This window comes from Zhongshania sp., assembly GCF_047636175.1.
Classification (GTDB): Bacteria; Pseudomonadota; Gammaproteobacteria; order Pseudomonadales; family Spongiibacteraceae; genus Spongiibacter.
In genome coordinates, this window is sequence record NZ_JBLIKC010000034.1 from 14,667 (window position 1) to 29,107 (window position 14,441).

The following is a 14,441-nucleotide window of genomic DNA, read 5'->3' on the forward strand; positions in this document are numbered from 1 at the left end:
GGAGGCGTTTATGAATACCATCATTAAATGCGGCCTGTTTCTGAGTTTAGCTCTCGGCGTAGCAGCGTGTAACAACGACAGTAAGTACGATGGACGAGCGGCAGGTGGCGGTGACAAGCCGATAGCTGCCAGTCAGTTGCTTACATCGGTCTTGCTGCAAGACGCTAATGCCGAACCAGTATCAGTAAACGACAAAAATATTACGGACAGTTTTGACCCGATCGATGTCAATAGCCTGTAATTTAACGGGTCTTTTAAAGGCCCAAAATTTAGCGCAGCGATGGTTTCATCGCCGCGCTATTTTTTTTCGCGTACTACTTATTATAAATTGTGGATTGTTTAGTTGCCACTTGTCGGCGGCGTCTATAAAAGGGCCCGATATCTTTCAGCCCAGTGATGATGCGGCAGTAGTTTTTCGGCTTACCTCGTCTTCGGCATTGCTGCCTTTAAATTCAAGAACACCACAAGAGCATTTGGACGTCGTTGAGCAGGCCCTAAAATCCTTTAGGAATACTGCTAATCCGCGCTATTTAGGTGATGCGGAGCGCGAGCTCGCCATAATTCCCGCTAATAATCGCAATGTAAGATTTTATTTCTTCCGAGCGTCACTCAAGCAAAGTCTCCATATGTTTGACGAAGCAGTGGCGGACTTGAATAGGATTTCGGATTTAAAGGGCGATTCCCTAGAATCGCTGATGATGCGATTTACGATTAACTTTGTAAGCGGTGATTACCCCGCCGCTGAGGGTTCGTGCGCGGCACTCAAGAATTTCGAGAATAATCTTTACGCGGCCAGCTGTAAGCAACAGCTCCAGGCCTTAGTGGGTCCGCAAATCGCCTACCGGGATCTTAAGCAGGCAATGGGCGAGTTTGGGGTCTTAAGTGATCGTCGCGCTTTGATATGGGCAAGCGGCACCTTGGCCGATATTGCCGAGCGTGATGGTCGCGACAACGTGGTTGCCCTGTGGCAACTTGCCTTACAACTGAATCGCGACAATCTTTATACTCGCGCGCGCCTCGCTGAAGCGCTGCTTGCACAGGGTAGTTATCAGCAGGTAATACCGCTAACCGAAGACTATCTGTCGGTTGATGCGCTGGCGGTGTCCAGTGCTATCGCCCAGACATATTTAGGTAATAGCACTACGCTGACGAAAATGTTGCGGGAGCGCTTTGATGAAGCCCTCTGGCGCGGCGAGATTTTACATAAGCGCGCCTACGCGCAATTTTTACTAGATATTGAAAAGAATCCGGAAGCCGCCCTGGAAATGGCGGAAGACAACTGGGCGCATCAACGAGAATGGCCCGATGCGCTTATTCTAAAACGCGCGCGTGAAGCACTTAAAATCGGGGCTGCACAATGAAGTCTCGTATCGTGCTGCTTGTATTGCTAATGGGCTTATTGGCGGTTTTTCCTCGCTCTGTGTTGGCTCACAAGGCTAGTGATAGTTTTATGTATATCACCGCAGATCAAATACGTTTAGACATCGCTCTGCAGGATATGCAGCGAATCCAGTCATTGGATTTGAATAATGATTCACAGCTCGAGTGGGGTGAGCTTCGCGCTGCCGAGACCGTATTTTCGCAGTTGTTAGCGCAGCGAATCTCAATTAGCAGTGGCGGTGAATCCTGTCCCTTAGCCATTAAATTAGCGGGGCTTAGCGATCATAGTGACGGGCCCTATGGGGTGTGGCTGATTCGCTCCAAATGCTTGGCGCAACCGGCGGTGCAACTCAGCTATTCTTTATTATTTGATGTCGATCCCCTGCACCGCGCGCTGTTGGTGAGCGATTTAAGCGGTGAAAAGCAACTTAGCGTGCTATCCCCATCCAGCAACACGGCGAAATTAGGCGAGCGGGTGTCTGCGCTAGAAACTGCCGAAGTATTCGTTTGGCAAGGCGCGGTGCATTTGCTGTTGGGCTATGACCACATGCTGTTTTTACTGGCCTTGCTACTACCGGTAACGCGACTAAGAAAGAACGGAGTTCACTTGCCGTTGGGGAAGGTATTTACCGATGTTGCCTTGGTCGTCACCATGTTTACTTTGGCCCATAGTTTTACCTTGGTGGCGGCGAGTTTGGGTTGGTTTAGTTTCCCGTCACAACCCGTGGAAATTGCCATTGCGTTATCAATCAGTTTGGCCGCCGTGTTGGCATTGATGGACGTTGATTATCGTTTTCAGCGGGGCTTGGCAATGGGTGTGGGGCTAATTCATGGCTTTGGTTTTGCGGGTGTGTTGTCTGATCTGCTGGCGGCCAGTTCCCTGAAGTTAATGGCTCTGGGGAGTTTTAATGTCGGCATTGAACTCGCTCAGTTGCTATTGGTGCTTATTGTTCTCCCCTTGCTATATCGGTGGAGCGCGGAAGCCCATTATCAGCGCTGGGTATTTCCTGCTGCGGGTTTATCGCTAGCTGCCAGCGGACTATATATGGCTGCCCAGCGAATCTAATTGCAATTAAGTTTAATCACCTCTAGTGCCCGGTTTCCCTGCTGTTTGATTTCTTCTGTGTTTAGCATGCGGCTAGTACCGTCGGCATTGGTGATGCGAATTCTGGCTCCGTTAGCTCTAAGTGAATCAATATTCGCTTTTGCCTTTGCACACAGCGCTGGGTCTTTCGGAGGAATAATTTCCATTTTCTCAGGTGGTGCTTCATTGTTATTATTATCTGCGTCGTTACTGGAATACGGGACCTCGACGGAGGCGTCATCACCACCACCGCTCATGGTCGCACCGCTGCCAGTTTTCACAAATTCGTAGGGTCGGCCTTGGGGTGGCTGCTGTGAGAAGTGCTGCTTACCGTCTTTGTCGGACCAGCGGTAGTAACCTGTTTTATCTGCGTTGACTCCGAAGCTGCAAACCAGAAGACCAGAGCAAAGTGCAATTGTTAGGGCAGTATTTTTCATGGTTGAAAATGACCGTACTAGTAAGTGGTGAATGACTTAGATTATGGCAGATTATTCCCGGTGTGAAAAAACGACAGCAACACGACGCTAATATGACACGATAGAGCGCACTCGCGGGCAAATCTCCTGAATTAAGTTCTTGTTTGGTATTGACATAGCACGCCATAGGCTAAAAAATACGCAGTCTATCTTTACGATAGCAAATGGCTGTTTTCCTCGTCGCTTACCTGCGGCCAAAGTACAGAGCGCGGCTCATCGTGCCGCGCTGCTACCTACGGTAGTTCCATTCACTCTGCAAACACATGACCTGTGTTGCGAGATTGCCCGTATCGCGTTATCCCGCGATGCGTATAAACGCTGCCTTGCAGCATTTTGGCGTTTCGCCTGGAACCTAGCCATGTCGGCTGCGAACCGGTGGTAATGTGTTTCGACATCTTTGTTCTTGTTTCATGTCTTTTGCTGAGCGTTTGTCTCGGCGTTGCTGTGACAAGATTTTTGCGTATTCAAACTGAATCGAGGGTATTCCAGTGGAGTTGTTATCTGGCGGCGAAATGATCGCGCGTGCTATGGAAGACGAGGGTGTTGAATTCATCTTTGGCTATCCCGGCGGCGCAGTACTGCATATTTACGATGCTTTGTTTAAAAGCTGCAAAGTGCCCCATATTTTAGTGCGTCACGAGCAGGCAGCTACCCATGCTGCAGATGGTTACGCGCGTGCGACTGGCAAAACTGGTGTGGTCTTAGTGACATCGGGTCCCGGTGCGACCAATGCGATTACTGGTATTGCGACTGCGTATATGGATTCTATCCCGATGGTGGTATTGGCAGGTCAGGTTATGAGTCACCTGATCGGCGAAGATGCCTTCCAAGAAACTGACATGATGGGCATTTCTCGGCCTATCGTAAAACACAGTTTCCAAGTGACTAGAACTCAAGATATTCCAGAGATTATTAAGAAGGCTTTCTACATTGCATCTACTGGTCGTCCTGGCCCGGTTGTTATCGATTTGCCGAAAGATCTTACTAATCCACATGATAAATTCGAGTACAACTATCCCAAAAAGGTGAAGCTGCGCTCGTATACGCCGGCGACTCGCGGTCACTCTGGGCAGATTAAAAAGGCGGCTAGTATGTTGCTAGGCGCCAAGCGGCCAATTATTTATGCCGGCGGTGGCGTAATTTTAGGGAATGCCTCTGAGCAGTTAAGGGTGTTGGCGCGCGAGCTTAATTTCCCCGTAACTCATACTTTGATGGGGCTGGGAGCGTTTCCTGCTAGCGATCGGCAGTTTTTAGGTATGTTGGGCATGCACGGTTTTGTTGAAGCTAATAATGCTATGCACCACAGTGATGTGATTTTGGCGGTAGGCGCGCGCTTTGATGATCGCGTAACTAATACCACGGGTAAATTCTGTCCCGGCGCAAAAATTGTACATATTGATATCGACCCCGCTTCGATCTCTAAAACTATCACTGCGGATGTACCTATTGTTGGTCCGGTTGATTCGGTACTAGCCGATTTAATTGCGGTTCTTCGTGAAATGCGTGCGGCTGACGCCAGTCTCCCCGACGCGAATTCACTGAATCACTGGTGGAGTCAGATTGACGAATGGCGTGAAACCCATGGCTTGTGGGTAAGACCCCGCTACGACACTACTTCAGCTTATATTAAGCCGCAGCAGGTTATTGAAACTCTTTGCAAGGTGACTCATGGCAAGGCGTATGTCAGCTCAGATGTTGGTCAGCATCAGATGTTTGCGGCTCAGTATTATAAGTTTGATGAGCCGCGTCGCTGGTTAAACTCTGGCGGCCTTGGCACGATGGGTTTTGGCTTACCAGCAGCGATGGGGGCTAAATTGGCATTTCCGGATGCTGACGTAGCCTGTGTTACTGGCGAAGGTAGTATTCAAATGAATATTCAGGAGTTGTCTACCTGCGCCCAGTACAAGATCCCAGTGAAAATTATCAGCTTATATAACGGCTACCTTGGCATGGTCAAGCAGTGGCAGGATATGCAGTATGAGAGCCGATATTCAGAAAGCGTTTACGCGGATTCACTGCCTGACTTTGTCAAATTAACCGAGGCTTACGGCCACGTTGGTATTAAAGTAACTCAGTTAAGTGATTTGGAAGAGGCGATGAAAGAGGCCTTTGCCCGTAAAAATGATTTGGTATTTATGGATATTCATGTCGATCCTCACGAACACGTTTATCCCATGCACATAGCGCCAAACGGATCGATGCGTGATATGTGGTTGAGCAAGACGGAGCGTACTTGATGCGGCATATTATTTCGGTATTGATGGAAAATGAGCCGGGTGCATTGTCTAGATTGGTGGGCCTATTTTCTCAGCGTGGATACAATATTGAGACCTTGAATGTTGCGGCAACAGAAGATCCAACCTTGTCGCGTTTGACACTAACGACGTCCGGTGATGATCACAAAATAGAGCAAATTACCAAGCATCTTAACCGATTAATCGACGTGGTGAAGCTGGTGGATTTGTCGGAAGGTTCACATATCGAGCGTGAATTGATGTTGGTGAAAGTGCGAGCTACTGGCGCGCAACGAGCTGAGATTAAGCGCTGCACCGATATTTTCCGTGGTCAGATTGTTGATGTTGGTCCCAGCGTTTATACCATTCAGGTGACTGGTGCGGCGGATAAGCTCGATTCCTTCCTTGAAGCCGTTGGCGAAGCTGCGATCATGGAAGTGGTTCGCAGTGGTGTGTCGGGTATTGCTCGCGGTGAAAAAATACTGAGTCTGTAAGCGTCATAGTGCGGATGATAAGGCGCCTTCGGGCGCCTTTTTTGTGTGCGGGGTTAAGGTTTTGTCTGACTGCAGGGTTATAAGGCTACTATCCTAATGATGCTTAGTGAGCGCTGAACGCTTGCACGCAATAGCCTTTTGCCAGCGCTTCAATAATTTGTGGATCTTTTGCCAGCGCGGGATTACTGGGAATCTGGGTATTGTCGATGAGCTTACGTTTTATAATGGTGACGTCGCGAAAGCCTTCAGCCATTACAAAAAGTTGGGCCAGTTTTTCGGCCCCAAACATATCTTTAAAATCCACGTAGACAATAAATGGTGCTTGTTCGCCCTCGGTGAATTCACCTTGGGTTTTTTTGGCCGTCGCGTTAACTGAGAATAAATACATGGTTTGCTCCGGTCATTTACTGGCTAACAATGGCCAGGCGCAATGCTGACATATTAAGTTGCAAGGATTGCAGTGCTGTCATACCCATCGTGGTTTCTTGATCAAAAATGTCTAGCTCTTGTGGCGCTACGTGCGGGTTGCGGCTCATTAATGCTTGTAGGCGCTCACGCTCGCTGCTGCGCTCGACTTGGAAGGCTTCGGTGGCGACCTTTCTCCAATCTTTGCAGGCATCTTCGGCAAGACTTTCTATATGCGGGATCATTGCGGTAATGGTGCTGCGTACCTCGCGTAGTAAAACAGGCATTAAGGTTTTCTTCACGCCTTGAGACAGTTGATTCAATTTGCTGTGAGCAACGGCCTTAGATAGGTTGCGATTTTGTTGATCGATGACAAGACGGAAACTTTGCGCCGGCAAGTAGCGGCGTAGTTGCAGCCAAGCAGGGGCTTGCAGCGCGGGGCTAAAGAACCCTTCAAGCAAGAGTGTGCCAGGCTTGAGTGCTTTAACCGCAATAGTGCATATGCAAGCACTGCCGAAATCACTGGACATGACCATGTCCATGGCACTGATGACCAGTGGATGTTCCCAGCTGAAATACGCCATGTCTTCTCTGCTGAGCGCACGTTCTCTATCAAATGTACCAGTGATACCGTCGTCTGGCAGATGTGGAAATGCTTCGGTGATCATGTGGTCGCCGGGGCGTAAAATGACGGCGTTGTCGCTGTGGTCTTCATGATCGAGCCCGAATTGCTCTGCCAGCATTTCAAGGTATTCAGCTAAAGTGTCGCTGCGTTGCTCGGCTTCTAGTGCGGTAATTAGCTCAGCGGCGCGCTGTGGCTGGCAGGAGTTCAGTTCCAGTAGGCGATTGCGGCCTTTACTCAGATGTTCTTGTAATTCAACAGCTTTAGCCGAGGCGCGCGCAATTAAGCCCTTAATAGCGGCAGTGTCGGTATCTGCTAGGGCAGCGTGGAGCTCGTCACCGAATTCAAGATTTAGCGCATTGCCGACAGTGCAGGGTTGGCTGAAAATATTGACGGCGTCGCGATACCAAAGCAGTAATTTTTCTTGAGCGCTGTCAGCGTAGTAGGGCACATGTAAATTAACGTCGCCGAGCTGACCGATACGATCTAAGCGGCCAATTCGCTGCTCTAGCAAGTCGGGATTTAAAGGTAGATCAAGCAAAATGAGATGTTGAGCGAACTGGAAATTGCGACCTTCACTGCCAATTTCTGAACAAATCAGAAGCTGGGCGCCATCTTCAGGGTCGGCAAAGTAAGCGGCGGCGCGGTCGCGCTCAATTAAGCTGAGTTCTTCGTGGAATACCGCGCTGGCGATCCCGCGACGTAAACGCAGGTGTAATTCAAGGTCTCTAGCAGCGCTGGAGTCGGCCGCAATCAATAAGACTTTGTCGTCGGGGTTTTGCAGTAAAAATTTCTCTACCCAAGCGACGCGTGGGTCTGTTTTTAACCACATAACACCAAGTAGCTGTTCTGGATGAAGTGATTCTTCAATAGTTGCCGTGGTGCAGGCCTGCTCATATCCCGGCGGGACGCTGAGTGGGTGTTCGTGTAGAACGCGCTTGGGGAAGCCGCCGACTGACGCGCGAGTATTGCGGAAAAGCATACGGCCGGTGCCGAAGCGATCGAGAAGGTCGCGTATGGTTTTTCCGAGCTGCTCAGTGCTCGCCTCGTTTTGAAGCGAAGTTACTTGGCCGCTGCCTAATAGGGCTTCCAGGCGCTGGCAAAAGTCGGCGTCGTTTAGCGCAGCTTTTGGGGTGTCAGCTAAACCTTGTATCAGCTCACTGATTTCTTCGTAGTGACCTTGTTCTTCAAGAAAGGCTGCGAGGTCTGGATAACGAGCGGGGTCCAGCAAGCGAAGACGTGCAAAATGCCCATCGATTCCTGCATTTTCCGGGGTGGCTGTTAGCAGCAGTACTGAGGCGATTTCTGCGCTCAGTCGTTCAACTAGTTTGTATTCTACTGAGGAGTCGCCGTCTTCATGCCATTGGAGGTGATGGGCTTCGTCGACCACCAACATGTCCCAGCCGGCATCACAGAGTTGCTGTTGGCGGCGGGTATGGGTGCTTATCCAACTTAGTGGACAAATGACGAGCTGGGCATCTTCAAAGGGATTCTCTTCTTTCTGCTTGGATTCTTCTTCGTCAAAGAAAATGCTGCTTGGATCGTCTTCATATTCGTCTATTTGTTGGCAGCGAGCTTCGTTAAAAATACTGAACTTAAGATTAAAGCGGCGCAGCATTTCCACAAGCCATTGGTGAACTAGGCTGTCTGGCACCACAATCAGGATTCTTTTTGCCCGTTCCAGCAATAACAACTGGTGGATGATGAGACCGGCTTCAATGGTTTTACCCAAGCCAACTTCGTCTGCTAGTAATACCCGCGGGGCGGCCCTGCTTGCTACCTCAGCGGCAATATACATTTGGTGGGGTAGTAGTTGAACCCGGGGTCCCAGTAGGCCGCGGGTACTGGCGGCCTGACTGGTGTTTTGTTGTTCCAGGGTGGCCGCGCGCAAGGCAAAGCGGCGGTAGTGTTCGACTTGCCCGGCCAGCAAGCGTTCTTTAGCATTGCTGAGCTTGATGTTGGCGCTCAGAACTTGCTCAGGTACGGGGTGTACGTCGCCATTTTCGTCTTTGGCAAAATAGACGATGCAGCCTCCATGCTCCTGCTGCTCGGTAACAATAAGGCGGCCTTGCCCCGTTACATCTATATCATCGCCTACTTGAAACAAAACCCGCGATAAGGGCGCGGCAGCGGCAGCATAAGTCCGCTCTTCTTCTGCCGCGGGAAACGCGATAACCACACGGCGGTGTTCGGCTTCAAGAATAATGCCTAGGCCAAGGTCGGGTTCGGGGTTACTAATCCAGCGTTGGCCGGCGATAAAAATATTAGACATAGGGTATTAGTATGGCTCGGTGTATTGAGTGAGTTGCACGGTGTTTAGCGTGAAACCTGAAATTCAGGAGCGAGAATGTTACGCACCAGTGCTGCATAGTGAAAGTCTTAATGTGGTAAATGTCACCACAATGGGCGGTTCGCCTTCAATGCAGAGTGTGTGTTTTTTTTGTTTGTGGTGGAAGGTTTTTGATAAAAAAAGACGGCGCCCAATGGGCCCCGCCTTTAATAGACCGTTCGCGATGTTAAATACCGATTAAACGATTTTCTTCATTGCGGTCATGTAGCCGCGCAGTCTGCGACCAACCACTTCAACGGGGTGATTGCGGATGGCGGCATTAACGGTGATCAGCTCTTGGTTGTCTACGCCTAAGTCTTTTATGTTTAAGCCTTTGCCGATGATATCGGTAGAGACTTTGCTCATGAAATCGGTGAGCAGTGGACGACAGGCGTGATCGAACAAGTAGCAGCCGTATTCGGCAGTGTCTGAAATAACAACGTTCATCTCATACAGTTTACGACGTGCAATAGTGTTGGCGATCAGCGGTGTTTCATGGAGTGACTCATAGTAGGCAGACTCTGGCTCCATGCCAGCAGCAACCATGCATTCAAACGCGAGCTCTACACCGGCTTTACACATAGCCACTAGCAAAATGCCGTGGTCATAGTATTCCTGCTCGCTAATATCAACGTCGCCTGCTGGGGTCTTTTCAAACGCAGTCTCGGCAGTTTCAGCGCGCCAGCCGTGAAGGTTTTTGTCGTCGTTAGCCCAGTCTTCCATCATGGTCTTGGAGAAGTGTCCGCTGATGATGTCATCCTGATGCTTTTCATATAAAGAGCGCATGATGTCCTTTAGCTCTTCTGCCAAGTCAAACGCTTTGATTTTGGCAGGGTTGCTCAGGCGATCCATCATATTGGTGATGCCGCCGTACTTTAGGCCCTCGGTAACCGTTTCCCAACCATACTGAATAAGCTTGGAGGCGTAACCAGCTTCAATACCTTGGCTAACCATTTTATCGAAGCACAGGATGGCGCCAGTTTGCAGCATGCCGCAAAGGATGGTCTGCTCGCCCATCAGGTCAGATTTCACTTCGGCAATTGGTGATGATTCCAGAACGCCTGCGCGGTCGCCGCCAGTGCCAGAAGCTAGCGCCTTGGCAATAGCCATGCCTTCGCCTTTGAGATCGTTTTCACGGTGAACGGCGATCAGAGTAGGCACCCCAAAGCCGCGTTTGTATTCTTCTCGCACTTCAGTGCCTGGGCACTTCGGGCACATCATCACAACGGTGATATCTTTACGGATTTGCATACCTTCTTCAACAAGGTTGAAGCCGTGTGCGTAATCCAGGCAAGCGCCTTCTTTCATTAGCGGCATAACGGCGTTAACAACCGGAGTGTGCTGCTTGTCTGGTGTTAAGTTCATAACCACGTCAGCTAAGGGGATAAGCTCTTGGTAAGTGCCAACTGTAAAACCATTTTCGGTGGCGTTTTTCCAGCTCTGGCGTTTCTCGGCAATGGCTTCGGCGCGCAATGTATAAGACACGTCTAGACCTGAGTCGCGCAAGTTTAGGCCTTGATTTAAGCCCTGTGAGCCACAGCCAATAATGACTATTTTCTTACCTTTTAGGTATTCGCAGCCATCAGCAAATTCACTGCGGTCCATGAAACGGCATTTGCCGAGCTCTTGTAATTGAAGGCGCAGCGGCAAACTGTTGAAATAATTCTGACCCATGGGGCTCTCCTGAAAGGCAAGTAAAAATCGGGTTTGCGGACTGATGCTATCGCACTTTTCCACAATGATAGTCACTTTAGCACTGCTTTTATGTTGCGTAAAATGATATATAGTTGATGTAGTGTTGCGTATTTCGCCACTATAACGATTGCTTGTTAGTGTTTTGAGGGAAGGCGCTGTTATGAACATCAAAGAGCTTGAAACCTTTATTCATCTTGCCCAGTCTCTGCATTTTGGCCGTACCGGCAATGCCATGCATTTAAGCGCTTCAGCTGTGAGTCGATCTATTATGCGTTTGGAGGATCAGGCGGGGGTGGCCTTCTTTGAACGCGATAATCGGCGTGTGCAGCTAACTGCTGCAGGGCGCGAGTTTCTGCGCTATGCAGAGCAGGCTGTTGTTAACTGGCAGTCGGTATTACAGCGTTTGCATATCCAGGGTGAAGCGCTGCAGGGCGAGTTGGGGGTGTATTGCTCAGTCACCGCCTCTTATAGTGTGCTTAGTAATATTCTTGAAGTGTTTAGGCAGCGATATCCTGCTATAGAATTGAAACTGCATACGGGTGACCAGGCCGATGCCATAGAGCGTATTGTCGAGGGCGGTGAAGATGTTGGTATTACTGCAAAGCCCAAGCAGCTGTCTTCACGGCTACAGTATCAGGAATTGACGCGCTCGCCACTGCGGTTGCTAGTACCGAATATTCCCTGTGCGGTAAATGAGCAAATTGCGGCTGCAGATGAAATTTTAACGCCGGTAATGCTGTCGACCTTGCCCTTTATTTTGCCTGAGCGGGGTGTGGCCAGAACCTTAATAGAGCAGTGGTTTCGTCAGCGGCAAATTAGACCGAGTGTCTACGCTCAAGTAAGTGGTCATGAGGCCATTGTTAGTACCGTTGCCCTTGGCCTTGGTATTGGCGTGGTACCGGAGTTGGTGTTGGCAACCAGCTTTTTACGTGAACGGGTGCGGGTGATTCTTGTGGAGCCGGCTTTGCCCAGTATGGAGGTAGGTATGGTAGTGTTACGGCAACGATTATCAAATCCCTTGGTCAAAGCATTTTGGGATTGCGCCAAGTCATCGTACAGCTCCCAAAATTAATTTATGATGTCGGCACTTTGCAACGTATTAACAGGTTGAACACCTTATGTCAGAACAGCCGGACGGCGAGAAATCGAAATTAAGCTTTGAAAAAGAAGCTTTATTGCTGGTCGATGACCACGAAGAAGAAGTGTCTGTTAATGGCAAGACGGTGCGCAAGCGCGGGATATACCTTCTGCCGAACCTGTTTACCACTGCGGCCTTGTTTTCGGGTTTCTTTGCGATTATTTCCGGTATGCATGGCAATTTCGAAAATGCCGCCATCGCTATTTTCGCAGCCATGATTTTTGATGGTTTAGACGGTCGTGTCGCCAGGTTGATGAATGCCCAAAGTAAATTTGGTGCCGAATACGATAGCTTGGCCGATATGGTGTCTTTTGGCGTGGCGCCGGCATTGGTGGTGTTTAGCTGGGCCTTGGCTGATCTGGGTAAATTCGGCTGGGCGGTTTCATTTATATATGTCGCCTGCGCTGCGCTACGGTTGGCGCGCTTTAATACCCAGATAGAAACTGCCGATAAAAACTACTTCACCGGTCTCGCGAGCCCTGCCGCTGCCGCGGTCATGGCGGGTTTGGTGTGGGTGTGCGCTGAAGAGGGCTGGGTAGAGCCGGGCGTCCATTTTGAATTGGAAGTGTTTGCCGGATTGTTGATGGCCTTGTGTGGTTTGCTGATGATCCTTAACGTGCCATATAGCAGCTTTAAAGGTATTGATTTTCGCGGTCGGGTACCTTTTGTGGTGATGATTGGCGTGGTCTTTATCTTTGGCTTGGTATCTGTAGATCCCGCGCGGGTCCTGTTGGCGGCAGCCATGATCTATGCTTTGTCTGGCCCCGTACAGGCAGTATACCGTCGATTTAAATGAGCGGCGTTTTGTAACAATCCCGAGCGTGGTTCATCTAAATATAAGTTGATAATACTTTTAGGGAACCACGTCATGCTTATTCGTTCGCCCTCAGATATCCCCAGTAGTGAAATTACCCCAGAGAGCGTTTACCTCAAGCGCCGTCAATTTATGCACGGGGTTGGTGTCGGCGCGGCGGCCTTAGGTTTGGGGTTGCCCGCAGCAGGTTTTGCGGCGAGTGATGATCTGCGTAAAGCTCTAAATTTTAGCCCTGCGATTCAGGCAGCGGATAACCCTTTTTATACCGACGAAAAGGCCGCTAGCTTCGCTGACGCCAGTAGCTACAACAACTTCTATGAATTTGGCACCGATAAAACCGATCCGGCTCGCAATGCTCATGCTTTGACCACCGACCCTTGGTCTGTGGAGGTGGAGGGACATGTTGCCAAGCCGGGCAAGTATCCCCTTGAAGATATTATGAAGTTAATGACCCTTGAGGAGCGCATCTATCGCCTGCGCTGTGTAGAGGCTTGGTCGATGGTGATTCCATGGGTGGGCTTTTCGTTGGCCGACTTCATAAAAATGTTTGAACCCACTTCGGATGCTAAATACGTTGAATTCACCACTCTCTATCGTCCTGGCGAGATGAAAGGTCAGCGGTCCGCCTTCAGTACAATAGACTGGCCTTACACCGAGGGCTTGCGAATGGATGAGGCCATGAATCCCTTGGCATTTATGAGTGTGGGGATGTATGGCAAAACCCTGCCAAATCAAAATGGCGCGCCAATCCGCTTGGTTGTACCTTGGAAGTATGGTTTTAAAAGTATCAAGTCCATTGTCAAAATGCGGTTTACTTCGGTTAAGCCCAAAACTAGCTGGGAGGGTATCGCCCCGAGAGAGTACGGCTTTTATGCCAACGTAAATCCAGAGGTGAGTCATCCGCGCTGGAGTCAAGCGTATGAGCGTCGCCTGCCAAGTAGCTTATTGCGGCCTAATCGGATCAAAACAGAAATGTTTAATGGCTACGGTGAGCAGGTCGCTGGTTTGTATAAAGACATGAATTTGCGTCGCTTCTATTAATGCCCGCGCTGACATCAAGGCATTGGCGTAATGCTAAGGCGCTGTTTTTTGTTATTTGCCTGCTGCCCTTAGCTTATATAGTGTATGCGGCCCTTAACCAGAACTTGGGTGCCGATCCAGTTAAAGCGCTTATTCATATGAGTGGAGAGTGGGGGATTCGTTTCTTTATTCTTACTATGGCGATCGGTCCCCTGCGGACGTGGTTAGCTTGGGGCTGGGCTTTACGCTTTCGACGCATGCTCGGTTTATATACTTGGTTTTATGTCAGCTTTCATTTGCTAATAGTCACAACCTATTTGTTCGGCTGGGATTGGGCTATTGCCCAAGAGGAGTTGGCTGAGCGCCGCTACATATTTGTTGGCTTTGCGGCCTGGGTACTTATGCTCCCGATGGGCCTAACGTCGAATAATCGAGCAGTCAGGGCGCTGCGGAAAAACTGGGCGCGACTCCACATGCTAGTCTATCCTGCACTGTTTCTCGCATGGCTCCATATAGCGTTGCAGGTGAGGTCTAGCTACTTTGATGCGGCCCTATATGCAGTCATTATTATTGGGCTGCTTTTCCAGCGATTTCAAAGGTTTAAAAATACTTTGTAGAAAGCAGTTGACTCCCCTCCTAGTATCTCTATAATGCGCCTCCTCAACCGCAAACGCGGACTTCACCGAGGTGGAGGCAGCAAGTGATTAGCGCGGTTGAGGTGGTGAGAAAGTTTAAAAAACTACTTGCTAC

General features: G+C 49.7%; 13 protein-coding genes. 9 read left to right on the top strand and 4 right to left on the bottom strand.

Translation table 11 applies throughout. From position 1 onward, the window contains the following. Positions 1-10 precede the first annotated feature (10 nt). From ACI955_RS15850 to ACI955_RS15860, 3 genes are read left to right on the top strand one after another with little or no spacing between them, the layout of a single operon-like run. The gene (locus ACI955_RS15850) at positions 11-241 is read left to right on the top strand and encodes a hypothetical protein (protein WP_415244717.1); all 231 of its coding nucleotides are present in this window, start codon (positions 11-13) and stop codon (positions 239-241) included. Further along, entirely contained in the window at positions 225-1,361 is a 1,137-nt protein-coding gene (locus tag ACI955_RS15855) for a tetratricopeptide repeat protein (protein ID WP_415244718.1), read from the top strand. Before ACI955_RS15850 ends, ACI955_RS15855 begins: the two co-directional genes overlap by 17 nt. Then, positions 1,358-2,446, top strand: coding sequence for a HupE/UreJ family protein (locus ACI955_RS15860; RefSeq protein ID WP_415244719.1), 1,089 nt, complete (start codon positions 1,358-1,360; stop codon positions 2,444-2,446). The genes ACI955_RS15855 and ACI955_RS15860 overlap by 4 nt, the downstream gene beginning before the upstream one ends. Here ACI955_RS15860 and ACI955_RS15865 read toward each other — a convergent pair. Beyond that, entirely contained in the window at positions 2,443-2,901 is a 459-nt protein-coding gene (locus ACI955_RS15865) for a DUF4124 domain-containing protein (RefSeq protein WP_415244720.1), read from the bottom strand. The two genes, ACI955_RS15860 and ACI955_RS15865, sit on opposite strands and share 4 nt — an antisense overlap. Positions 2,902-3,428: 527 nt before the next feature. Between ACI955_RS15865 and ACI955_RS15870 the strand changes: the two genes are divergently transcribed. Both ACI955_RS15870 and ilvN read left to right on the top strand, forming a co-directional pair. After that, on the top strand, positions 3,429-5,177 hold the full coding sequence (locus ACI955_RS15870) for an acetolactate synthase 3 large subunit (protein ID WP_415244721.1): 1,749 nt from the start codon (positions 3,429-3,431) through the stop codon (positions 5,175-5,177). After that, complete coding sequence (gene ilvN, locus ACI955_RS15875; RefSeq protein ID WP_415244722.1) at positions 5,177-5,668, top strand: acetolactate synthase small subunit; 492 nt, start codon at positions 5,177-5,179, stop codon at positions 5,666-5,668. Before ACI955_RS15870 ends, ilvN begins: the two co-directional genes overlap by 1 nt. 103 nt (positions 5,669-5,771) lie before the next feature. Here ilvN and ACI955_RS15880 read toward each other — a convergent pair whose 3' ends face one another. The 3 genes from ACI955_RS15880 to ilvC form a co-directional block, all read right to left on the bottom strand. Then, positions 5,772-6,056 (bottom strand): hypothetical protein, encoded by a 285-nt coding sequence (locus ACI955_RS15880; RefSeq protein ID WP_368377350.1) that lies wholly within the window; start codon positions 6,054-6,056, stop codon positions 5,772-5,774. A 16-nt stretch (positions 6,057-6,072) separates the two neighbouring features. After that, a complete protein-coding gene (rapA, locus tag ACI955_RS15885; RefSeq protein ID WP_415244723.1) occupies positions 6,073-8,967 on the bottom strand; it encodes an RNA polymerase-associated protein RapA in 2,895 nt (964 codons plus the stop codon). Positions 8,968-9,222: 255 nt separating this feature from the next. Beyond that, complete coding sequence (gene ilvC / locus ACI955_RS15890) at positions 9,223-10,698, bottom strand: ketol-acid reductoisomerase (RefSeq protein WP_415244724.1); 1,476 nt, start codon at positions 10,696-10,698, stop codon at positions 9,223-9,225. Between the two features lie 181 nt (positions 10,699-10,879). On the opposite strand from ilvC, the gene ilvY reads away from it, so the two are divergent. From ilvY to ACI955_RS15910, 4 genes are all read left to right on the top strand, one after another. Beyond that, positions 10,880-11,791 carry an HTH-type transcriptional activator IlvY gene (gene ilvY, locus ACI955_RS15895; protein WP_415244725.1) on the top strand — a complete coding sequence of 304 codons (912 nt, stop codon included), beginning with the start codon at positions 10,880-10,882 and terminating at the stop codon, positions 11,789-11,791. A gap of 46 nt (positions 11,792-11,837) precedes the next feature. After that, a complete protein-coding gene (pssA, locus tag ACI955_RS15900) occupies positions 11,838-12,653 on the top strand; it encodes a CDP-diacylglycerol--serine O-phosphatidyltransferase (protein WP_415244726.1) in 816 nt (271 codons plus the stop codon). 72 nt (positions 12,654-12,725) lie between these two features. Beyond that, positions 12,726-13,712 (top strand): protein-methionine-sulfoxide reductase catalytic subunit MsrP, encoded by a 987-nt coding sequence (gene msrP, locus ACI955_RS15905; protein WP_415244727.1) that lies wholly within the window; start codon positions 12,726-12,728, stop codon positions 13,710-13,712. Beyond that, on the top strand, positions 13,712-14,308 hold the full coding sequence (locus tag ACI955_RS15910; RefSeq protein ID WP_415244728.1) for a sulfite oxidase heme-binding subunit YedZ: 597 nt from the start codon (positions 13,712-13,714) through the stop codon (positions 14,306-14,308). Before msrP ends, ACI955_RS15910 begins: the two co-directional genes overlap by 1 nt. Positions 14,309-14,441: the final 133 nt, after the last annotated feature.